The 21,108-nt window shown below is 46.4% G+C and carries 21 protein-coding genes; 9 read left to right on the forward strand and 12 right to left on the reverse strand.

Annotation, left to right across the window (positions count from 1 at the left end; genetic code table 11):
• Positions 1 to 10 precede the first annotated feature (10 nt).
• From truA to purF, 6 genes are all read left to right on the forward strand, one after another.
• Positions 11 to 805, forward strand: a complete 795-nt coding sequence (truA, locus tag AACQ75_RS10620) for a tRNA pseudouridine(38-40) synthase TruA (protein ID WP_026027499.1) — start codon at positions 11 to 13, stop codon at positions 803 to 805.
• Positions 806 to 980: 175 nt separating this feature from the next.
• A complete protein-coding gene (accD, locus tag AACQ75_RS10625; protein ID WP_017043471.1) occupies positions 981 to 1,907 on the forward strand; it encodes an acetyl-CoA carboxylase, carboxyltransferase subunit beta in 927 nt (308 codons plus the stop codon).
• A gap of 44 nt (positions 1,908 to 1,951) precedes the next feature.
• The gene (gene folC / locus AACQ75_RS10630; protein ID WP_170888616.1) at positions 1,952 to 3,217 is read left to right on the forward strand and encodes a bifunctional tetrahydrofolate synthase/dihydrofolate synthase; all 1,266 of its coding nucleotides are present in this window, start codon (positions 1,952 to 1,954) and stop codon (positions 3,215 to 3,217) included.
• The gene (locus AACQ75_RS10635) at positions 3,218 to 3,763 is read left to right on the forward strand and encodes an SPOR domain-containing protein (protein WP_013857291.1); all 546 of its coding nucleotides are present in this window, start codon (positions 3,218 to 3,220) and stop codon (positions 3,761 to 3,763) included. It begins immediately after the preceding gene.
• A 61-nt stretch (positions 3,764 to 3,824) separates the two neighbouring features.
• Positions 3,825 to 4,316, forward strand: a complete 492-nt coding sequence (locus tag AACQ75_RS10640) for a CvpA family protein (RefSeq protein WP_170888617.1) — start codon at positions 3,825 to 3,827, stop codon at positions 4,314 to 4,316.
• A 33-nt stretch (positions 4,317 to 4,349) separates the two neighbouring features.
• A complete protein-coding gene (gene purF / locus AACQ75_RS10645; RefSeq protein WP_013857289.1) occupies positions 4,350 to 5,864 on the forward strand; it encodes an amidophosphoribosyltransferase in 1,515 nt (504 codons plus the stop codon).
• Between the two features lie 82 nt (positions 5,865 to 5,946).
• On the opposite strand, the gene AACQ75_RS10650 is transcribed toward purF, so the two are convergent.
• Both AACQ75_RS10650 and rnt read right to left on the reverse strand, forming a co-directional pair.
• The gene (locus AACQ75_RS10650) at positions 5,947 to 7,272 is read right to left on the reverse strand and encodes a Na+/H+ antiporter family protein (protein WP_017048031.1); all 1,326 of its coding nucleotides are present in this window, start codon (positions 7,270 to 7,272) and stop codon (positions 5,947 to 5,949) included.
• A 21-nt stretch (positions 7,273 to 7,293) separates the two neighbouring features.
• On the reverse strand, positions 7,294 to 7,953 hold the full coding sequence (rnt, locus tag AACQ75_RS10655; RefSeq protein ID WP_212755015.1) for a ribonuclease T: 660 nt from the start codon (positions 7,951 to 7,953) through the stop codon (positions 7,294 to 7,296).
• A 202-nt stretch (positions 7,954 to 8,155) separates the two neighbouring features.
• Here rnt and motY point away from each other — a divergent pair, with 202 nt between their 5' ends.
• Positions 8,156 to 9,037, forward strand: coding sequence for a flagellar protein MotY (gene motY, locus AACQ75_RS10660; RefSeq protein ID WP_013857286.1), 882 nt, complete (start codon positions 8,156 to 8,158; stop codon positions 9,035 to 9,037).
• A 107-nt stretch (positions 9,038 to 9,144) separates the two neighbouring features.
• Here the strand turns inward: motY and gloA are convergent, their stop codons facing one another.
• The 10 genes from gloA to fvtA all read right to left on the reverse strand — a co-directional run bounded on the left by gloA (position 9,145) and on the right by fvtA (position 19,366).
• Positions 9,145 to 9,561, reverse strand: a complete 417-nt coding sequence (gene gloA, locus AACQ75_RS10665) for a lactoylglutathione lyase (RefSeq protein ID WP_013857285.1) — start codon at positions 9,559 to 9,561, stop codon at positions 9,145 to 9,147.
• 168 nt (positions 9,562 to 9,729) lie between these two features.
• Entirely contained in the window at positions 9,730 to 10,365 is a 636-nt protein-coding gene (nth, locus tag AACQ75_RS10670; protein WP_064624814.1) for an endonuclease III, read from the reverse strand.
• 27 nt (positions 10,366 to 10,392) lie between these two features.
• On the reverse strand, positions 10,393 to 11,085 hold the full coding sequence (locus tag AACQ75_RS10675; RefSeq protein ID WP_010318468.1) for an electron transport complex subunit E: 693 nt from the start codon (positions 11,083 to 11,085) through the stop codon (positions 10,393 to 10,395).
• Positions 11,078 to 11,716 (reverse strand): electron transport complex subunit RsxG, encoded by a 639-nt coding sequence (gene rsxG / locus AACQ75_RS10680; RefSeq protein ID WP_013857283.1) that lies wholly within the window; start codon positions 11,714 to 11,716, stop codon positions 11,078 to 11,080. Before rsxG ends, AACQ75_RS10675 begins: the two co-directional genes overlap by 8 nt.
• An 8-nt stretch (positions 11,717 to 11,724) precedes the next feature.
• Positions 11,725 to 12,771 carry an electron transport complex subunit RsxD gene (gene rsxD / locus AACQ75_RS10685; RefSeq protein WP_170888619.1) on the reverse strand — a complete coding sequence of 349 codons (1,047 nt, stop codon included), beginning with the start codon at positions 12,769 to 12,771 and terminating at the stop codon, positions 11,725 to 11,727.
• Positions 12,771 to 15,101, reverse strand: coding sequence for an electron transport complex subunit RsxC (rsxC, locus tag AACQ75_RS10690; RefSeq protein ID WP_170888620.1), 2,331 nt, complete (start codon positions 15,099 to 15,101; stop codon positions 12,771 to 12,773). Before rsxC ends, rsxD begins: the two co-directional genes overlap by 1 nt.
• A gap of 8 nt (positions 15,102 to 15,109) precedes the next feature.
• The gene (gene rsxB, locus AACQ75_RS10695; protein WP_094165735.1) at positions 15,110 to 15,697 is read right to left on the reverse strand and encodes an electron transport complex subunit RsxB; all 588 of its coding nucleotides are present in this window, start codon (positions 15,695 to 15,697) and stop codon (positions 15,110 to 15,112) included.
• A 1-nt stretch (position 15,698) separates the two neighbouring features.
• A complete protein-coding gene (rsxA, locus tag AACQ75_RS10700) occupies positions 15,699 to 16,280 on the reverse strand; it encodes an electron transport complex subunit RsxA (RefSeq protein ID WP_010318463.1) in 582 nt (193 codons plus the stop codon).
• Positions 16,281 to 16,437: 157 nt separating this feature from the next.
• Positions 16,438 to 17,145: a 4'-phosphopantetheinyl transferase family protein gene (locus AACQ75_RS10705; RefSeq protein WP_170888621.1), complete on the reverse strand. Its 708-nt coding sequence runs from the start codon at positions 17,143 to 17,145 to the stop codon at positions 16,438 to 16,440.
• A 139-nt stretch (positions 17,146 to 17,284) separates the two neighbouring features.
• Positions 17,285 to 19,366, reverse strand: a complete 2,082-nt coding sequence (gene fvtA / locus AACQ75_RS10710) for a TonB-dependent siderophore vanchrobactin receptor FvtA (protein WP_170888622.1) — start codon at positions 19,364 to 19,366, stop codon at positions 17,285 to 17,287.
• A 164-nt stretch (positions 19,367 to 19,530) separates the two neighbouring features.
• Here fvtA and vabH point away from each other — a divergent pair, with 164 nt between their 5' ends.
• Together vabH and AACQ75_RS10720 are read left to right on the forward strand one after the other, a co-directional pair.
• Positions 19,531 to 20,871, forward strand: a complete 1,341-nt coding sequence (gene vabH, locus AACQ75_RS10715; RefSeq protein ID WP_170888623.1) for a vanchrobactin esterase VabH — start codon at positions 19,531 to 19,533, stop codon at positions 20,869 to 20,871.
• 21 nt (positions 20,872 to 20,892) lie between these two features.
• The gene (locus AACQ75_RS10720) at positions 20,893 to 21,087 is read left to right on the forward strand and encodes an MbtH family protein (protein WP_013857274.1); all 195 of its coding nucleotides are present in this window, start codon (positions 20,893 to 20,895) and stop codon (positions 21,085 to 21,087) included.
• Positions 21,088 to 21,108 lie beyond the last annotated feature (21 nt).

The following is a 21,108-nucleotide window of genomic DNA, read 5'->3' on the forward strand; positions in this document are numbered from 1 at the left end:
GAATCAGATGATGAGAATCGCTTTAGGTATTGAGTACAATGGTTCTCAATACTATGGTTGGCAGCGACAACGTGACGTTAAAAGTGTCCAAGAAGAATTAGAAAAAGCACTCACAGTTGTGGCGAACCATCCGGTTGAAGTATTGTGTGCGGGGCGCACCGATGCAGGGGTTCACGGCACAGGACAGGTGATACATTTTGATACTACGGCTTGCCGAAAAATGGTCGCTTGGACAATGGGTGTCAATGCTCATTTACCAAAAGATATCGCTGTTCGTTGGGCAACTGAGGTTTCAAGCGATTTTCACGCTCGCTTTTCGGCTACAGCACGCCGTTATCGCTACATCATTTATAATCATGCTTATCGCCCTGGCATATTATCTTCAGGTGTCAGTCATTATCATGGCGATTTAGACGTTGAGAAAATGCAGCAAGCAGGGCAGCTTTTATTGGGCGAAAATGATTTCACCTCTTTTCGCGCTGTGCATTGTCAATCGAATAGTCCTTGGCGAAACGTCATGCATTTGAATGTGACTCGGCATGGCAACTATGTTGTCATCGACATTAAAGCAAATGCTTTTGTCCATCATATGGTGCGAAATATTACCGGTAGCCTCATCGTTGTCGGCCGGGGTGAGCAGCCTCCCGAATGGATAAAATGGTTGCTTGAAGCCAAAGATAGAAAACTGGCGGGTGCAACAGCCAAAGCGGAAGGATTATATTTGGTTGCTGTTGATTATCCAGAAGAATTTTCTTTACCAAAAGAGTCGCTTGGGCCGCTATTTTTAGCTGATAATTTGAACTAATAACGCGTAAAGTGTCCAAAACAGAGTCGTGACGTGTGTGAAAATGACAGCCAGAAAATAGGTACAACCAGTTTTTTGTCTACACTAAGCATTTTATATGTTTTAATCCTCACGCATAAATCCCAAATTTGTATCTTTCGCAATCACGCGAGAGAGTTAAGAGTAAAGGTCTTCCATGAGTTGGCTTGAAAAGATTTTAGAAAAAAGCAATATCGTAACTTCGCGTAAAGCATCCATCCCTGAAGGGGTTTGGACTAAATGTACTTCTTGTGAGCAAGTGTTATATCACGCTGAGCTTGAGCGTAACTTGGAAGTGTGCCCTAAATGTGATCATCACATGCGCATGAAAGCACGTCGCCGCTTAGAGACTTTTCTTGATGAACAGAATCGTGTCGAGATTGGTGACGAGTTAGAGCCGCAGGATAAACTCAAGTTTAAAGACTCAAAACGTTATAAAGAACGCCTTTCAGCCGCTCAAAAAAGCAGTGGTGAGAAAGACGCTCTTGTGGTGATGCAAGGCGAACTATTGGGTATGCCTTTGGTTGCTTGTGCTTTTGAGTTTTCTTTCATGGGTGGTTCAATGGGGTCTGTAGTTGGTGCGCGTTTCGTACGAGCTGTTGATGCCGCTATAGAAAACAACTGTGGTTTGGTCTGCTTTTCTGCCAGTGGCGGCGCGCGTATGCAAGAAGCGTTAATGTCATTGATGCAGATGGCAAAAACCAGTGCGGCGCTTGAACGTTTATCAAGCAAAGGCTTACCTTATATCTCAGTGATGACGGACCCGACCATGGGTGGCGTATCGGCAAGTTTAGCGATGCTTGGTGACATCAATATTGGTGAACCTAAAGCACTGATTGGTTTTGCAGGTCGTCGAGTTATCGAACAAACGGTACGTGAAGATCTACCTGAAGGTTTCCAACGTAGCGAATTCCTAATTGAGCATGGTGCGATTGATATGATTGTCGATCGCCGTGAAATGCGTCAACGCGTGGGGGGATTGATCGCTAAATTGACCAATCACAGCTCACCATTGGTCGTTTCTGTTGACGATTCACCGACTGAACCTGATTACGCTGTACCAGAAGCGCACGAAAAAGGGTAAAGTAGGCACTAACACACTAACTGCTTAATGGTTATAAACGTTAGATGACTCAAAACTTTATCCCACAAGCCACATCCTCTCTTGCGATGTGGCTTGATTATTTAGCGAATATTCATACCTCCGCTATAGACCTTGGTTTGGATCGTGTCCAAGCTGTGGCTCAAAAAGCGAATCTTATTAAACCTGCACCTACCGTAATTACCGTGGCTGGAACGAATGGCAAAGGCTCGACCTGTGCATTAATGGAAGCCATTTTATTGGATGCAGGTTATCGTGTGGGCGTTTATAGCTCACCTCATCTTATCCGTTATAACGAACGCGTGCGTATTAATGCGCTTGAGCTAAGCGATGAGCTGCATACGCAAGCCTTCGCTTTTGTTGAAGCGCAACGGGGTGACATCAGTTTAAGCCTATTTGAGTTCGGTACATTGGCGGCGCTGCGTTTATTTCAAACGCAAGCGGTGGATGTCATTTTATTGGAAGTTGGGCTAGGTGGCCGACTTGATGCGACCAATATTGTGGATCACGATGTTTCTGTGATCACCAGCTTGGCGATTGATCACGTGGATTGGCTCGGCGATGACATCAATGTTATTGGCTATGAGAAAGCGGGGATTTATCGCGCAGGTAAACCCGCTATTTGCGGCCAGCCTAAGCCACCACCAACGGTTGCAGCGCATGCCGATGATATTGGTGCGGAGATGTACCAAGTCGGTATTCAGTTTTCCTATGAACTTGCCTCTGAAACAACGTGGAATTGGCGAAGTGGTCCATTTGAGTTATCTGATTTACCGCTCCCTCGCTTGCCCTTGCCTAATGCGGCTACGGCATTAATGGCACTCGGCTGCTCCGGTTTGGCTGTGAGTGATGTCAATATCGTCAATGGGCTTAGCAACGCAACACTTGCTGGGCGGATGCAAAAAATCAGTGATAGCCCAGAAATCATTCTTGATGTTGCACATAATCCCCATTCGGCCGAATATTTGGTGGCGCAGCTCAAACAGCGTTACGCACACAAAAAGGTCCATGTGGTGATTGGCATGCTGCATGATAAAGATGTGAAGGCCACGCTTCATCAACTGAAATCAATCGCTAACGTTTGGTATCCTGCTTCATTAAGTGGCCCTAGAGCCGCGCAAGCGAATGAACTTTGTCAGTACCTTGAGCCTGGCGTTAAACCGTTTGCTAGCCCAGTCAGCGCTTTTGAAGCCGCGATGACACAAGCCGATAGCAATGATGTCATTATCGTGGTTGGGTCGTTTCATACTGTGGGTGAAGTATTAGAGCACTGGCAGAACAAAGGAGTATAAATGGCAAGTAAGTTTCAGAGCCGCTTGGTAGGAACAATTATATTGGTGGCGATAGGGGTGATAGTGTTACCTGATGTATTGGATGGCAAAAAGACCCACTACAAAGAAGATATCGCCAGCATCCCAATTAAGCCCGAATTAGACAGCGACGTAGAGAAGTTTGAAATTCTCGACCCCGTTGAAGATCAAGTCGCGTTGCCCGATTCGCCTGTGGAAGTGATCGCACAAACTAACCAGAGCGACGCAGCAACGCAGAGCAAGCCACTCACTGTGAAAGTGAAAGAAACGGCGGAAAGAAATGATTACCAAGATAGTGCTTGGCTCATTCAGTTGATGGCATTAAAGAATGCCGAAAACGCAAAAACCGTGGTTAAAGATCTGCAAAAACGGGGTTATCAAGCTCATACTAAGCAAGAAAATGGCTTCACTCGGATCATTATTGGTCCAGATGTTTCCAAAACCAAGCTTGAGCGTCAACTCTTAGAACTGGAAAAAATTACCGGTGCAAAAGGTCAATTGCTCAAATTTAAACCACTAAACCCATAAGAAAACGTTTGCGTCGCGTTTTTTTCTGTTAAAATGCGCGCCAACTTAAGATGTAGAACTCATGAATTGGTTAGATATTGTCATTTTAAGTGTGATCGGCCTATCGGCATTGATCAGTTTAGTCCGTGGCTTTGCTAAAGAAGCGTTGTCATTAGTGATATGGTTCGGTGCATTTTTTATTGCCAGCCAATACTACGCAAAACTTGCGGTGTATTTTTCAAATATCAAAGATGACATGTTTCGTAATGGCACGGCCATCGCAGCACTGTTTGTTGCAACACTCATTGTCGGAGCGATCATTAACTATGTGATTGCTCAATTGGTACAAAAAACGGGCCTATCTGGAACTGATCGGGTACTGGGCATTGTTTTTGGAGCATTGCGTGGTGTGTTGATTGTTTCAGCTGCCTTGTTTTTTATGGATGCGTTTACCGCATTTCCAAATTCAGAGTGGTGGAAGAGCTCGCAATTGGTACCGGAATTTAGCCGTATCATTGCGCCGTTCTTTGAGCACTTACAAGCAACATCAAGTTTTCTCTCTGGCGCGATTTAGCGCCAGTTACTGTCGCAAATCGAGGATCAGGACATGTGTGGTATTGTTGGAATCGTGGGTACAACGCTGGTAAACCAGTCAATTTATGACGCGTTAACGGTATTGCAGCATCGTGGCCAAGATGCCGCTGGTATTTGTACCATAGAAAGCAATCGTTTCCGTCTGCGTAAGGCGAACGGTTTAGTGAAAGATGTCTTTGAAGCAAAACACATGCAGCGTCTTCAAGGAACGGTGGGTATTGGGCATGTGCGTTATCCTACTGCGGGTAGTTCGAGTGCCTCAGAAGCTCAACCTTTCTACGTTAACTCCCCGTTCGGTATCACGCTTGCTCATAACGGCAACCTCACCAATGCCAACGAAGTACGCCAGAAGTTGTTTGAAAAAGATCGTCGCCATATCAATACCACTTCAGATTCCGAAGTGCTGCTTAACGTCTTGGCGCATGAAATTGATACAGTCAGAGGCAATGTAACCGCAGAAGATGTGTTTCGTGCTGTCGCCAATGTACATCGCACCATTCGCGGTGCTTATGCTGTTGTCGCGATGATCATTGGGCATGGGATGATCGCGTTTCGTGACCCGCATGGTATTCGTCCTATCTGCTTAGGTAAACGTGAAGTCGATGGCCGTACCGAATACATGGCCGCTTCGGAGTCGGTGGCGCTAGATGCTGTCGGCTTTGATTTTGTGCGTGACCTTGCCCCCGGGGAAGCGGTGTATGCGACCTTTGATGGCCAGCTATTTACTAAACAATGTGCCGATAACCCAACACTTAACCCATGCATTTTTGAATTTGTCTACTTCGCCCGCCCAGATTCGTTTATCGACAAAATTTCGGTTTACAGCGCGCGCGTAGAAATGGGTAAAAAGTTGGGTGAGCGCATCAAGAACGAATTTGCTGACTTAGATATTGATGTTGTGATCCCCATTCCTGAGACTTCGTGCGATATCGCATTGCAAATTGCACAAGCGATTGATATTCCATATCGCCAAGGTTTTGTCAAAAACCGCTACGTTGGCCGCACATTTATTATGCCGGGCCAGCAACAGCGTAAAAAGTCGGTGCGCCGTAAACTCAATGCGATTCGTTCTGAATTTAAGGGCAAAAACGTGTTGCTAGTGGATGACTCGATAGTGCGTGGAACTACGTCAGAGCAAATTATTGAGATGGCTCGTGATTCTGGTGCAAACAAGGTGTACATGGTGTCAGCCGCGCCTGAGATCCGTTTCCCTAACGTCTATGGCATTGATATGCCAAGTGCTAACGAGTTGATTGCTCATGGTCGAGATGCCGATGAAATTGCGCAGCGAATTGGCGCAGATGCTCTGATTTTCCAAAATCTGGAAGATTTAGTGGATGCCGTTGGTATGGGTAACCGCGATATTGCAAAATTTGAAGCGTCGGTATTTAACGGCGAATATGTCACGGGCGATATTGATCAGCAGTATCTTGATTTTCTTGAATCGATGCGCAGCGACGATGCAAAAACGGTTCGAGAAATCCAGCAAGATCTCGCCAACCTAGAGATTCATAACGAAGGCGCGTAATCGAGCGCATCTCCCCAAATAGGCTGCAAAGAAAAAGGCTTCTATCTAGGAAGCCTTTTTTGTGCTCGTTAACAGGGTTCGACTAAAGGATCATTGCTGCAATCCAGCCAAACACAATCAGTGGAATATTATAATGGATGAAGGTTGGAACCACCGTTTCCCAAATATGTTCGTGCTGGCCATCCGCATTTAGGCCTGACGTTGGCCCCAAGGTGGAATCTGACGCTGGAGAGCCAGCATCGCCTAACGCAGCAGCGGTACCCACTAGCGCAATGGTCGCCATAGGCGAAAAGCCAAAGGCGAGGGCAAGGGGCACGTAAATGGTTGCGATGATTGGAATCGTTGAGAAGGATGAACCAATGCCCATAGTGACCAACAAACCGACGATCAGCATTAATAAAGCCGATAACGCTTTGTTGTCGCCAATGCTTACTGATAAGGCTTCGACGAGCGACTCAACGCCACCGGTGGCTTTCATCACGGCGGCAAATCCGGCCGCTGAAATCATAATAAAGCCAATCATTGCCATCATATGTACACCTTTGGTGAACACATCGTGTGTCTCTTTCCACGCAATCACACCACCAAAAGTGAAGACCATAAAACCAGCCAGTGCGCCGATGATCATTGAACCTGTGGACAGTTGTACGGCAAGTGCCGTGATAATACCGAGCGCGGCAATCAAAATATGCTTTTTGTTGATCGCTTTTGGTTCGGCATTAATGACAGTATGTTCCGTCTCTTGATACTGGCGAGGTTTACGATAGGTAAAGAAAATGGCGACCAGTAAGCCAAAAATCATCCCAGCGGCGGGTAGCAGCATGGCAATCGGCACTTGGCTTGCCGTTACGTTTTCAAGGCCATTATCGCGTAAATTCTTGAGTAAGATGTTATTGAGGAAAATCCCACCAAAGCCGACAGGCAAGACCATATAGGGCGTGATAAGGCCAAAAGTGAGCACGCAAGCAATCAGCCTGCGGTCAAGCTTCAGCTTGGCAAAGACGCCCAATAGCGGTGGAATTAAAATCGGAATAAAGGCGATATGGACAGGAATGATATTTTGCGATGACATGGTAACTAGAACCAGCGCGACCAGAACCGCATACTTCAAACCTGTGGTGGCCGCACCATGCTCTTTGCCATGGATACGCTTAATCACGTTTTGCGCCAGTAAGTCAGTAATACCAGATTTAGAAATCGCGACGGCAAAGGTGCCTAGCATCGCATAACTTAGTGCGATGGTTGCACCACCGCCTAAGCCACTTTCAAATGCAGAAACAGCGTCATTTAAACTCATCCCTGCAACTAAACCACCGACGATCGCACTAAATGTCAGTGCGACGACGACATTGACCCGCATCAGCGCAAGAAGCAGCATGATGCATACAGAAATTACTACAGGATTCATATATTTCTCGGTTAGTTGTGTTTACTTGTTATTGTTTTCTGAAGGTTCAACAAGTGGCCATCCGCCAAGGGCCTTCCATTTGTTGACGATACCGCAAAAAAGTTCGGCTGTTTTTTGCGTATCGTATAGCGCTGAATGCGCTTCTCTATTGTCAAATTCCATCCCAGCGGATTTGCACGCTTTGGCCAAAACGGTTTGGCCATAGGCTAAACCACTTAGCGCAGCGGTATCAAAAGTCGCAAAAGGGTGGAAAGGGACTCGTTTTAGCTTGCAGCGTTCACTGGCTGCCATCACGAAATTCAAGTCAAAGGTAGCATTGTGCGCCACCATGATCGAGCGGCTACAGTCATTGTCGCGTTGCTCTTTTCGGACTAGCTTATAAATTTCTCTGAGTGCTTCGGCTTCGCTGACGGCACCGCGTAATGGGCTAAATGGGTCACGAATGCCATTAAACTCAAGCGCCTCTTTTTCAAGGTTGGCACCTTCAAAAGGCTCAACATGAAAGTGAATCGTCGATGCTGGGTGCAGATCACCTTGTTCATCCATACGCAACGTAATCGCGCAGATTTCTAATAGTGCATCGGTCTTTGCATTGAAACCGGCTGTTTCGACGTCGATGACGACGGGAAAATAACCGCGGAAACGCTTTTTCAGTGTCAATGCTTCGTTTACTTCAGTCATGCTAGCTCTTGGTTGTGTGACAGGGCTGGCATTATTACAGATTCTTTCTACGATAAAAACCAAACACGTTAATAAATGCAGGTTTCACTATGCGTTGGATAGTGCGGTGATGTGGCTAGATTTTTGCATTAACTTAGTAAATAGAAAGCGAAGCGGCAATTTTCCGCCATCGTTGTAGTATCGCTCGGAGAATAAAATCGTTATGAATAAATGGGTTACTGCCACTATTGTGATGACCAGCATACTGACATCCTTTGCCCCTATGGCGATGGATAAGCGTTATGTGGCAACACCACAGCAGTCTACGTGGCAGATGGTGACGAATACCCCTTTAGAGTGCCGTTTGGTCCATCCGATCCCCAATTACGGTGACGCTGAATTCTCTTCACGTGCGAATAAGAAGATTAACCTCGATTTCGAACTCAAAATGCGTCGTCCAATGGGCGAAACTCGCAATGTAAGTTTAGTGTCATTACCACCGAGTTGGCGTCCGGGTGAGAGTGCAGACCGTATTACCAATTTGCAATTCTTCAAACAGTTCGATGGTTACATCGGTGGTCAAACCGCTTGGAGCCTACTCAGTGAATTGGAAAAAGGACGCTATCCAACCTTTAGCTACCAAGATTGGCAAAGCCGAGATCAGCGCATTGAAGTGGCTCTCTCGTCGGTTCTTTTTCAAGAGAAGTACAACGTGTTTAGCGATTGTGTGAGCAATTTGCTGACGTACAGTTTTGAAGATATCTCATTTACGATTCTGCATTACGACCGCGATAATGTGCAACTCAATAAAGCTTCGCAAAAACGGCTTGCGCAAATTGCTGACTATATTCGCTATAACCAAGATATTGATTTGGTGTTGGTTTCTACCTATACCGACTCTGTTGATAGTCGAGGAGTGAGTCAGGATCTTTCTGAGCGTAGGGCTGAGGTATTAAGAGACTACTTTAAATCACTGGGGTTACCTGAGGATCGCATTCAAGTGCAAGGCTATGGTAAACGTAGGCCGATTGCCGACAACGCATCACCCATTGGCAAAGATAAAAACCGTCGCGTGGTTATTTCACTGGGTCGAACAATTATCTAATAACGTTAGAGTAAAAAAGCAGCCCATTTCAAAGGCTGCTTTTTGTGATGTTATCCGGGAAACCTTACGCATCTAGTTTATATAACTAGCCGATGCCGCAAAGAGACTTATCCTTCTAAACCTGCTGATGCTTGTTTGTTTTGGATAAGTTCAATCATGTAACCATCAGGATCTTTCACAAAAGCGATATGCGTGGTGCCACCTTTTACTGGGCCAGCTTCACGGGTCACATTACCTCCAGCCGCTTTAATCGCGTCACAGGTGGTATACACATCTTCAACACCAATCGCGATGTGGCCAAAAGCATTACCTAGGTCATAGCTTGTGGTGCCCCAGTTATAGGTCAGTTCGATCACCGCACCCTGAGATTCATCGCCATAACCCAGAAATGCCAATGTGTATTTGTATTCTGTATTTTCATTAGTACGAAGCAGTTGCATACCCATGACCTTGGTGTAAAACGCGATCGATTTTTCTAAATCGCCTACGCGTAGCATGGTGTGCAAAATACGACTATTTGACATGTTGAGCTCCTAACTTTCTGATGAAATATCTATCTCCACCCGACCACTGTGGCGATGATGTTGGCTTACGTTCACCCACTCCAATCACAGAGTTTATCTATGTTCAAAGGAATTCGTTTACTTACTGCCTACTTGCAGAGTTGAGTCTTTTGGGGATCTGGTTAAATTTTATAGGTCAGTTTTATCAGAGAATTCGCAAAGATCTTCAATGATACAACTGCCACAACGCGGCTTTCTTGCGACACAGGTGTAGCGACCATGTAAGATCAACCAATGATGAACATCAACTTTGAATTCTTTAGGGACGACTTTGAGCAGCTTTTGTTCCACTTCATCAACGTTTTTACCCACCGCAAACTTGGTTCTATTTGAAACACGGAAAATATGCGTGTCAACGGCGATGGTTGGCCATCCGAAAGCGGTGTTCAATACCACATTGGCCGTTTTTCTGCCAACGCCGGGCAGCGATTCTAATGCTTCACGGCTCTCTGGCACTTCTCCTGCGTATTGATCCAATAATATACGGCAAGTTTTTATGACGTTTTCTGCTTTGGAATTGAATAAACCAATGGTTTTGATGTATTGCTTTAGCCCATCAACGCCAAGATCAAAGATGGCTTGTGGCGTATTAGCAATAGGGTAAAGTTTGTCAGTGGCCTTATTAACGCTGACGTCAGTCGCTTGAGCGGAAAGCAGTACTGAGATCAGTAACTCAAACGGTGTGCTCCATTTAAGCTCGGTTTCTGGCTTCGGGTTATTGGCCCGTAAGCGCTCGAGGATCTCGACTCGTTTGACATTATTCATCGTTTGGAAAACTTCCTTATGATTTCGCTAAGCGTTAGTGACGCGTGCTCGTTCTATGACGGGCTTTTGTTCTTTAGGTTGGCGAGCAGCCAGATTTTTATCGATGATATTTTTAGCTGCAATCAAAAAGCCAACACCAATAAACGCTCCAGGCGGCAAGAGCGCAAGCAAGAAGCTGTTGTCAAAATGGAAGACCTCAATGCGTAAAATGGTTGCCCAATGACCTAGTAATAAATCAGCACCATCAAACAGTGTGCCATTGCCAATTACTTCACGCAGTGCGCCCAAAATGACCAGAATAGTGGTCATTCCCATGCCCATCCAAAATCCATCTTGTGCTGAAGGCAACACTGCATTTTTTGAGGCAAATGCTTCGGCGCGACCGATGATGATACAGTTGGTCACAATCAGAGGAATGAAGATCCCTAGCGATAGGTACAGGCCGTAAGCGTAGGCATTCATTAACAGTTGTACGCAAGTTACTAGTGCGGCGATGATCATCACAAACACAGGAATACGAACTTCTTTGGGGACATAATCTCGTACTAATGAGATGGTGACATTTGAACAGACGAGAACCAGCAATGTCGCAACGCCTAAACCTAGCGCATTCGTGACAGTGGAAGAAACCGCTAGTAAAGGGCACAGTCCAAGTTGTTGAACGAGCGCAGGGTTGTTGCTCCACATCCCGTTTTTAATCAGTGTCTTATGATCACTCATTGCTGGCTCCTTTACAGTCAAAAGGTTGTGCTAATAGTGCTTCTCGATGTTGATTCACAAACTGAGCGGTATTTTTCACCGCTTTGACGACGGCTCGCGGCGTAATCGTCGCTCCAGTAAACTGATCAAATTGTCCCCCATCTTTGCGCACTTTCCAAGTCTCGATATTTTGCTCAGTGACTTGCTTGCCAGTAAAGCTCAATATCCAATCAGTGACGCGTAAATCTATTTTGTCACCTAACCCCGGTGTTTCTTGATGAGACAGAACGCGAGTCCCTGTGATGGTGCCATCGTGCTTGATGCCAATAATTACCTTGATCGCGCCGTTATAGCCATCAGGTGCGATGGCTTCAATAGCCAGTCCACTCGGTTCACCGTTTTGTGTGGCAATATAAGCGTGCATAGGTTGGTCTGTACCAAGTGCAGGATCAGTCACCAGTGTACAGGATTTGTACAGTTCGTTGTCGTGCAAACTGTGCGGGATCACTTGGTTTAAAATCGATTGCAGTTGAATCTGCTCTTGCTTGGTTATTTGATCTTTTGTTAGGTATTGGGTTAACGCTACAACACCTGTTGAAGCACAGGCAAAGATAGCGAGAATCAAACCGTTATTGCGAATGGCGGTTAACATAGCGCTCCTTAATGCCCGTAGGTTCGAGGTTTAGTGTAGTAATCAATCAGTGGGACACACATGTTGGCAAGTAATACAGCGAAGGCTACCCCGTCAGGGAAGCCTCCCCAACTGCGGATAATGAAAATCATCATGCCAATAAATGCGCCGTAAATTAAGCGACCTTTGACGGTTGTGGAAGCGGTGACTGGATCGGTTGCGATGAAAAAAGCGCCGAGCATAGTCGCGCCCGAGAGCAAATGAAACAAGGGTGAGGCGGTTGCTCCCGGTTCAATAAGCGCAGTGAAAGCACTTGCCATTACTAAACCACACAGCACCGCAATCGGGATATGCCAGTTGATCACACGTAGTTTGATCAATAATAAGCCGCCAGCTAAATAGGCAAGGTTAACCCATTCCCAGCCAAGCCCAGCTAACCCACTAAATTGAGGCTGGCTCATCGCTTCATGCAGAGTCTCACCATTATGTAATCCGGTTTTTACGGCGTCCAATGGGGTGGCCATAGTGACACCATCGATACCCGTTCGGATTTGTTGTAGTGATAAACCTTCTACGTTGAAGCCACTGAAAATAAGTGAAAATGCATCACTAAACGAGATTGGATCCGGGGCTAATTCCGTTGGAGCAATCCAACTGGTCATCTGCATAGGGAAAGAGATAAGCAAAACCACATAAGCAATCATGGCGGGGTTGAATGGGTTTTGTCCTAGTCCGCCGTATAAGTGTTTTGCAATAATGATGGCAAAAATAAGGCCAATAAAGATAACCCACCAAGGGGACATCGGAGGAATGGCAATGGCCAGAAGCCAAGCGGTGACCACGGCGCTGTAATCTTTGATTGCCAACAGTGGTGAGCGCTTACGCAGTAGCATAACGGCAGATTCAAAAGCCAAAGCGATGATGATAGCGAGCATCAGTTGAATGAGAGTACCCCAACCAAAGAAGTAGCTTTGCGCGATAAGCCCCGGTAAGGCGCACAAGGCGACCCACTTCATCAGTTCTGATGTGCTGCGTTTGCTGTGTGCATGGGGGGAGCTGGCAATAAAAAAGGCCACTAATTATTCTCCTCAGAATTATGATTGTTTTTCGCTTGTGCTGTTTGCTGCTCGGCTTTGCGTGCTTTCGCGCGGGCAATGGCGGCAGCGACTGCCGCTTTTTTGGCATCCTCAGGTTGAGCAGGCACAGGTTCAAGCGTTGGCTGAGGTTCACTCTGCGCCGTTTGCTGCTCTGCTTTGCGCGCTTTTGCGCGAGCAATGGCGGCAGCGACTGCCGCTTTTTTGGCATCCTCAGGTTGAGTAGGTGCAGGTTCAAGCGTTGGCTGAGGCTCACTCGGAGCCGTTTGCTGCTCTGCCTTGCGTGCTTTCGCGCGAGCAATGGCAGCAGCGACTGCCGCTTTTTTGGCATCCTCAGGTTGAGTTGGTGTAGGTTCAAGCGTTGGCTGGGGTTCACTCGGCGCCGTTTGCTGTTCTGCTTTACGCGCTTTTGCGCGAGCAATGGCAGCCGCGACTGCCGCTTTTTTTGTATCCTCAGGTTGAGCAGGTGCAGGTTCAAGTGTTGGCTGGGGTTCACTCGGCGCCGTTTGCTGTTCTGCTTTGCGCGCTTTGGCGCGAGCAATAGCGGCAGCGACTGCTGCTTTTTTATTATCACCAGTTTCTGCTGGTGGTGCATCAGCACTGGTTTGCTGCGCTTTTTTCTCGCGAGCTTGACGTTTGCGCTCTTCGCGCAATTTAACCATTTCAGCGTTATCTGGCTCGACTTGACCTGCTTGCAGTGCTTCGGCTTGCTTGGCTTTAGCGCGAGCAATAGCCGCAGCAACGGCGGGTTTTACGGTGCTTGGGTTGTTTTCTGTTTGTGCTTTTTGCGCTTGAACGCGAGCAATGGCCGCCGCAATCGCATCGTCGCCGCCTGTTTGTGTCATCTCTTGACGACGTTCATCGGCTGCTTTTTTGAAACGATTCTCGCGATCGGCTTTATCGCGTTCTAAACGTGCTTTTTTCTCTTCGAAACGTACTCTGGCACGTTCAGCGGCTTCTGATTCTTGTTGGCGAGTTTTTATCTCGGCCTTGGCTTGACGATAGTATTGCACCAATGGAATTTCACTGGGGCAAACATAAGCACAAGCCCCGCACTCAATGCAATCTTTGAGGTTCAGTTCTTCACACTTATCATATTCTTCCGCTTTCGCGTGCCAGAACAGTTGCTGAGGTAATAAGGAGGCCGGGCAGGCTTCCGCGCACTGACCACAGCGAATGCAGGCCATTTCATTTTGTGAAGAGGCAATCTCTTTACGAGTGGGTGCCAGAATGCAGTTGGTGGTTTTGGTGATCGGAACTTGTGAATGAGGCAGGGTGAACCCCATCATCGGGCCGCCCATGATAAGACGCGGTAATTTTTTATCTGCCTTATAGCCAAATTGTTCGAGTAAATATTGTACGGGTGTGCCTAATAAAACCCAGACATTCCGGGGCTGTTTAAACGTATTGCCCGTTAAGGTGACTACGCGGTTAATCAGGGGTTCGCCATCCATGACGGCGCGTTTAATCGCGTAGATAGAGCCAACATTTTGTACCATCAAGCCAATATCGGCTGGAATTTTACCCGCAGGCACTTCTTGGTTGGTCAGCAATTTAATTAACTGCTTTTCACCACCTGAAGGGTATTTGGTTGGGATCACGCGGATCACGATGTCTTTATGTATTGCGGCGGCTTCTAACGCTTGAATTGCTTCTGGTTTGTTATCTTCAATACCGATGATGGTTAATTTGGGCCTAAGAATGTGCTCTACAATACTGATCCCATCGATGATCTCTGCGGCATGGTGCTGCATGAGTACATCATCGGCCGTGATGTAAGGTTCACATTCGGCGGCGTTGATGATCAAAATATCAGTGCGAGCGAGGCCTGATTGCATTTTTTTTGCAGTAGGAAAACCGGCGCCGCCCAACCCAGAGATGCCAGCTTGACGAATGATTTCAATCAATTGCTCTGGGGAGTGTTGTCGATAATCAGCCAGTGGTGCGCGCACTGCCCACTCATCTTGTTGATCAGGCGTGATGACAATACACATTTCACTTAACCCAGAAGGGTGCGCCGTGGTGCGCGGTTCAATGGCGGTAATGATGCCAGAGGTTGAAGCGTGTACAGGCAACATGAAGGTTGAGGTGTATTGTGTTAGTGGTTGGCCTTTGAGTACTTTATCGCCAACGCTGACCAATAAATCACCGGCTCGGCCAATATGCTGTTTGAGTGGCAATACAATTTCTTGCGGTATACCGGCATGAGTCAGTGCCGTTTGATTTGACTGCTGTTTATTTTCTGGCGGGTGAATGCCTCCTGGGAAGTTCCAGAGAGTGCCAGCTTTGATTTGTTCTATTAATGACAACATGCCAATCCTTAATTCACGCTTTTCTGCGCACGTGGGGCAGAGTCGGTAACATCAACAACAGGAATCGCGTTCATTTGCCACTTCCAAGTATCGGTCGTAGTTTCTACCGGGATCATTTCAATACAGTCCGTTGGGCAGGGAGCAACACACAGATCACAGCCAGTACATTCTGACTTGATCACGGTATGCAGAGCCTTAGTTCCACCAACAATGGCATCTACGGGACAAGCTTGAATGCATTTTGTACAACCGATGCACATATCTTCATGAATGAAGGCAACGGTTTTGACCTTATTATCAAGATCATGTGCAGACTCTTCGGCTTCAACGCCCATTAAGTCAGCCAATTTTTCAATGGTTGCTTGGCCGCCGGGCGGGCATTTATTGATTTTATCGCCATTGGCAATGGCTTGTGCATAAGGGCGACAGCCCGGATAGCCACATTGACCGCATTGTGTCTGCGGTAAAATCGCATCAATCTGATCGACGATAGGATCGGCTTCTACTTTAAAGCGGATAGAGGCAAAACCTAAGATAGCGCCAAACACAGCGGCCAATGCGACAAGTGCAAGAATAGCGATGAGTATTGTGCTCATATTACAACTTCACCAATCCTGTAAAACCCATGAAGGCGAGTGACATAAGACCTGCGGTTATCATAGCAATTGATGCGCCTTTGAAGGGCGTTGGTACGTCGGCTACGCCGATGCGTTCGCGCATGGAAGCAAACAGAATCAATACCAATGAGAACCCAACCGCGGCACCAAAACCATAAATAATGGATTGAATGAAGTTATGATTTTCGTTGATGTTGAGAAGCGCAACCCCAAGTACCGCACAGTTGGTGGTGATAAGAGGAAGGAAAATCCCGAGCAGGCGATATAACGTTGGGCTGGTTTTGTGTACCACCATTTCGGTGAACTGCACCACCACGGCGATCACTAAAATAAAGCTCATGGTGCGTAAGTACTCAATACCTAATGGTTTAAGAACATAGCTTTCTACTAAATACGCACACACTGACGCTAGAGTTAGCACGAAAGTCGTCGCTAACCCCATCCCTATTGCGGTTTCTAGTTTTTTTGATACGCCCATGAAAGGACATAGCCCTAGAAACTTTACCAGTACAAAGTTATTGACCAGCACAGTGCCGATTAATAACAAAAAATATTCGGTCATAGTTATATAAGTCTTAAGTTCCGATCTGGTGATTATCGTGCTTTGCCAAGCGAATAACAACCAAGGAAAGATAAGGTTTTATACCTTTGACGGAATTTTGTACGCTGCTACGCCAGTATTAGGTTGATATGGGGCGTTATAAAGCAGTGTCAGCCGGCTATTTTTTATGTGTCGAAAAATGGGCTTGACTTAAATAACACCAAGTCAGTACATACTCACTGTCAGGCCAGTGGTAACCAACGCTGATTGTGCATGACGGGTTTAAAAAAAGATGAAGATCAGTGTGAATCTGAAAAATGAGTCGTTTGGCGTGTTTGTCAACATGGATCAGTTCTACCACGTGAAAATCAAGAACCTGTTCAACCCATGGATAAATGGCTTTATAAATCGATTCCTTCGCGGAAAAAATCAACGTAATAAAGCTCGCTAATTGGGCAAAGTGATGAGCAAAAATGTGCTCTGCGGGTGTCATTACTTGCTGGCGAATATCACTGAGCCATTCATCTCGTATGAGTTGTTCAATATCAATACCAAGAGCGGCACACGCTTTAGTCTGGTGAGTGGCGGCTGCGATAGCGTAGCCATGGCAATGGGATATTGAGCCTACGATATTTTGCGGCCAAACCGCTTGATTCCCCTTGCCAATCTCCAACGTTAGCGACTGTGATTGATCCAGTTTGGTTAGGCAGTGTTTTGCACACATCCTGCCAGCTAAAAATTCACAATGGCGCTTTAGCACGGCTTGGTTTAAAGAAGAGGGTAGGGAAATCCCTTGCTCTTCAAGTTTATTTTTGTATTCAGGTAGATACTTCACTTCAAGCTGGTGGTATTGGATGAAAGATGGCCAGTTTGGAATGATGAGCATGCCTATTTTACCTATCGAGTGAGTGAACTTGTTCGATGCGTCGCCTGCGTGGTGACGTTTATCTCAGATTGAGTGAAAAATCACTCCCCCAGTCAAAAACAAAGTGTTGATGTCTAGGAGAGTGAGTCAGAGTGACTAACTAGAACTGGTAATCAGCGACTATGCCAAAGGTGCGTGGACCGCCGACTTCGTAGAGATCACTTTTCTGGCGAATCACGTACTCTTCATCAGTGACGTTTTTCACGTAAGCGCGAATAGTCAAATCGTTGAGAGTGTAACCTGCATTCAGATTGAACACGGTGTAATCGCCAGCCGTTTTACTCTCTGTGTTGGCTAAATCGGTATAGTAATCGGAAACGTGGTTAACACGAGCACCAAAAAATAGACCGGAATCTAAGTGTTGAGTAAAGCCCGCACCTGCAGACAGTTTAGGAGCGTAACTGAACTCATTGCCTGAGAGATTGGTAGAGGTACCAGTTGGTCCTTCGCTGATGTCCGTTTTAAGAAGACCGACAAACGCAAACAGGTCGAGCCCAGAATCAAACCAGTAAGAGGCTTCAACTTCCGTACCGTAAGTTTTCCCTTTCGGTATATTGGTGATATAGGTGTCGAAGCGTTTTCCGCTGTCACCAGAGACCGAAGTTTGATAATTTTTGTAGTCGTTGTAGAACAGGTTAGCAGTAAGATCCAGCTTGTCATCCAGGAAGCTTGAACGAGAACTTAGCTCGTAGCTCCAGACTTTTTCTTGTTCAAAAACAAAAACTTCTTCTTTGTACTCGTTATAGCCTAATCCACCGGCATTGTAGCCTTTACGGGCCGTAAGACCGAGAGTTGAGTGATCTGAGACATCAAGTAATAAACCAATCTTAGGCAATAGGATGCCGTCATCTTCATCGGCTTTAAAATCGAGTGGTAGGGTAGCGTGATCGAAATCTCGCTTCAGTTCATCTCTTTCATAACGTGCACCTAATAATAGCTGCCAGCGATTATCCAAACGAATTCTTGAGTCAAAGTAGATTGAGTTGGTTAAAACTTCATCTTTACGTTTTAATGAATCTGTTTCGGTGTATTGATCTTTGAAGAAGCTGGCTAGGCCTAGAATCGCATTGTACTTTCCATCAATTGATTGATATGTAAGCTTTGCTTCTGCAGTGTAATTATCTTCATCCACATCACCATACCAGTCAGTTAGAGGGTAAGCTTTGAACTTGGTGGTGTAGTTACGATGGGCGACTAAAATATCCGTTGTCAGTTCATCATTAATCACATAATTGACGTCTAGGTTGATATTCCAGCTTTTGGTTTCTTGGCGACGCGTGCCACTTTTGCTATGCAGTTCAAGTGTGCCCGGCTTGGTAACGAAGTTGGTGTATTGCCCCTCTTCATTACGGCTACCAACCGTTAGCTTGGCTGTTAGCTTGTCATTTCCTTGAGGTTTCCACAATAATTTACCACGGACATTATAGGATTCGAGCTCGGAAGGATCCCAAGGGTACTGATCGCCGTTAGGCAGAGAGTAATCGATAGGGGTATTGCCTTTGGTACCTTCGGCGGCAAGACGAAACGCTAAAGTATCTTCAACCAGAGGTGCCGACACGACCCCTGCGAGATGATATTTACTGTCTTCATTTTCATAACCAGCGCGAACTTTACCCTCACGGTGGAACGTTGGATCCTTAGTTTTGATCACAACCGCACCGGCAATACTATTGCGGCCTTGGTTGGTGGATTGTGGCCCTTTATAGACTTCCACTTGTTCTGTATCCCACAGTCCAGCTTTGCCAAACGCTTCTCCAGACCAAGATTCAGACACGCCGTCTACCGTTGTATTGACGCGAGGTGTTGCGCCTGTCATGAAGGTCAGAAAACCTTCGCCAGGGCCACGTCCATCGACCCCACGAATGTGTGGAATGCCCGACGGTGCATTGAGTACGTTTGGTACGCGGTCGAGCAGATCGTAGTAATCTCGGCTTTCACCATCATCCACTTCATCGGTGAATAGGGTGAGCGAACTGGTGTTTTCGGCCAGTGTTCCTCCCAATTTCTCACCCACGACAACCACAGTATCTTGCTTTCTCTGCGGCTCTTTTTTTTCGAGCTGTTCCGCGACAACATTTGCGCTAGTACTCACGCAGAGGATGCCAATCAGTGTGGCGAGTTGAGTCTTATTGATATTTCTGACTGCCTTACCATTACCGTTATTCATATCCATGGGCTTCATGACCTAAAAGTTCCTTAATAGAAAAAATGATGTTGCTGCAACCATTATCGAATCAACTGTTGCTGGTTGTAATGTTAATGATAATTGTTATTATTTGCAATATCATCAATGCAGTTTTATGCTACTTAGTTTCTATGTTTCAAAAATACTAGGCTTGATATGGGGTGGTTTTAGTAATGATTGTTAATCAGGAGAGCTCACAAGAGAGGGCTGAGCTCAATGGGGTGTTGGCCTGTTTTATTCAAGAGGGCGGCTCTATCGGTGACGAGCTTTGGTGGGCACATGTGCAATCGATCGGCATGCCTTATGTAATTGAAATAAATGGCGAATATGCAAAAGTGCTTTTTTTATGGCGTGGGTCGAAGCCGAGTGTGGCCGCAAATCAAGCGATCTACGTTGATATTAATGGTGTCACCGATCATCACAGTTTTTCGATGGCGAAGTTTACTCATGTCGATAATACCGATGTGTGGTTTTATATCGGTAGCGTCAAACAGAGTTGGCGAGGAGGGTACTCTTTTATTCCTGTCCCAGAAGCGTTAGTGCAGCCGAGTTACCAAGGTTCATACGATGCAATGCGCCACCAACATCGGCAATGGCTACGCTCCATTTTTCCACTGAGTTGCGCTGATCCACTGGCTCAAAATGATTTGTCAAAATGCGAGTGGGGGCGCGCGAAAACACCTTGTCATATGCCTAAAGCGCTTACGCAAACAGAGTGGCTCGGTTTCGATTCAGCGCAAGGTCAGTGCTTCAAAAGTGCTGATTCGACCTTTACTTGGCGCAGCACTTTGCTCGGTACATCGCGTGAGATTTGGCTTTATTCGACCGCGCAAAGACCCACCACTGAGCCGTTACCTTTGGTATTGATACTGGATGGCCGTTTTTGGTCTCAATCGATGCCGGTTTATGAGGCTCTTTCACAGGCGACCCACAGTGGAAAGCTTCCAGCGGCGCTATATGTGTTGATTGATGAAATTAGCGCTCAACAACGCAGTGATGATCTCAGCTGTAATCCGCTGTTTTGGCAAGCCGTGATGGAGGAGTTACTCCCCTCGATTAACGAGCGCGTCAGAGTAACCCGCGATGCAGACCAAACGGTGATCGTAGGCCAGAGTTTAGGAGGCTTAGCGGCAATGTACGCGGCATTACACTGGCCGCAGCGATTCGGTTCTGTGGTTTGTCAATCGGGTTCATTTTGGTGGCCCGATTTCTCGATCGTTAAACCCCCCAGTGAATATTGTCCACCGAAAAGCGACTCGCGATTCAGCAAAATGAGCCAAGAGGTACATCAAGGTTTAGGTGCCAATTCACGTCTTACGCTTTTCCTCGAAGTGGGTAGCGGCGAAGACATCATGATCGATTTAAGTCGAGATCTATACCAACAATTGGCTTCACAACAGCATCGAATTCAATTTCGTCTGTTTGACGGCGGTCACGATCGACTCTGTTGGCGCGGCGGGATCATCGATGGCTTGTCATATGTTTTAGAACCTTATCTTTAATTTTCAGCGGTAGAGAGAAATATGTCAGAAAAATACACCAACCCTTTTGATGAATCTAAGCATCAATTTTTAGTGCTGATCAATTCGCATAATCAATACAGTTTATGGCCAGAATTCAAAGCCATTCCCGCTGGTTGGCAAGCCATCCTTGGACCGAGGTCAAAACAAGAGTGTTGCAACTACATCGAAGCTCAGTGGTTAGATATTCGAGCTTAAACCAAACGAGTTTTGACTCCT

It is taken from the genome of Vibrio sp. B1-2, from assembly GCF_963888445.1.
GTDB lineage: Bacteria > Pseudomonadota > Gammaproteobacteria > Enterobacterales > Vibrionaceae > Vibrio > Vibrio anguillarum.

What these genes read in the sequence shown, in the direction of transcription:
- rnt (WP_212755015.1), bottom strand. Translation starts at nt 7,953, where the DNA reads ATGACTGAAGTAAACGAAGCATTGACACTGAAAAAGCGTTTCCGCGGT.
- fvtA (WP_170888622.1), bottom strand. Translation starts at nt 19,366, where the DNA reads ATGAAGCCCATGGATATGAATAACGGTAATGGTAAGGCAGTCAGAAAT.
- gloA (WP_013857285.1), bottom strand. Translation starts at nt 9,561, where the DNA reads ATGTCAAATAGTCGTATTTTGCACACCATGCTACGCGTAGGCGATTTA.
- rsxC (WP_170888620.1), bottom strand. Translation starts at nt 15,101, where the DNA reads ATGTTGTCATTAATAGAACAAATCAAAGCTGGCACTCTCTGGAACTTC.
- nth (WP_064624814.1), bottom strand. Translation starts at nt 10,365, where the DNA reads ATGAATAATGTCAAACGAGTCGAGATCCTCGAGCGCTTACGGGCCAAT.
- rsxA (WP_010318463.1), bottom strand. Translation starts at nt 16,280, where the DNA reads ATGACCGAATATTTTTTGTTATTAATCGGCACTGTGCTGGTCAATAAC.
- accD (WP_017043471.1), top strand. Translation starts at nt 981, where the DNA reads ATGAGTTGGCTTGAAAAGATTTTAGAAAAAAGCAATATCGTAACTTCG.
- AACQ75_RS10635 (WP_013857291.1), top strand. Translation starts at nt 3,218, where the DNA reads ATGGCAAGTAAGTTTCAGAGCCGCTTGGTAGGAACAATTATATTGGTG.
- AACQ75_RS10640 (WP_170888617.1), top strand. Translation starts at nt 3,825, where the DNA reads ATGAATTGGTTAGATATTGTCATTTTAAGTGTGATCGGCCTATCGGCA.
- AACQ75_RS10650 (WP_017048031.1), bottom strand. Translation starts at nt 7,272, where the DNA reads ATGAATCCTGTAGTAATTTCTGTATGCATCATGCTGCTTCTTGCGCTG.
- AACQ75_RS10675 (WP_010318468.1), bottom strand. Translation starts at nt 11,085, where the DNA reads ATGAGTGATCATAAGACACTGATTAAAAACGGGATGTGGAGCAACAAC.
- folC (WP_170888616.1), top strand. Translation starts at nt 1,952, where the DNA reads ATGACTCAAAACTTTATCCCACAAGCCACATCCTCTCTTGCGATGTGG.
- AACQ75_RS10720 (WP_013857274.1), top strand. Translation starts at nt 20,893, where the DNA reads ATGTCAGAAAAATACACCAACCCTTTTGATGAATCTAAGCATCAATTT.
- motY (WP_013857286.1), top strand. Translation starts at nt 8,156, where the DNA reads ATGAATAAATGGGTTACTGCCACTATTGTGATGACCAGCATACTGACA.
- AACQ75_RS10705 (WP_170888621.1), bottom strand. Translation starts at nt 17,145, where the DNA reads ATGCTCATCATTCCAAACTGGCCATCTTTCATCCAATACCACCAGCTT.
- rsxG (WP_013857283.1), bottom strand. Translation starts at nt 11,716, where the DNA reads ATGTTAACCGCCATTCGCAATAACGGTTTGATTCTCGCTATCTTTGCC.
- truA (WP_026027499.1), top strand. Translation starts at nt 11, where the DNA reads ATGAGAATCGCTTTAGGTATTGAGTACAATGGTTCTCAATACTATGGT.
- purF (WP_013857289.1), top strand. Translation starts at nt 4,350, where the DNA reads ATGTGTGGTATTGTTGGAATCGTGGGTACAACGCTGGTAAACCAGTCA.
- rsxB (WP_094165735.1), bottom strand. Translation starts at nt 15,697, where the DNA reads ATGAGCACAATACTCATCGCTATTCTTGCACTTGTCGCATTGGCCGCT.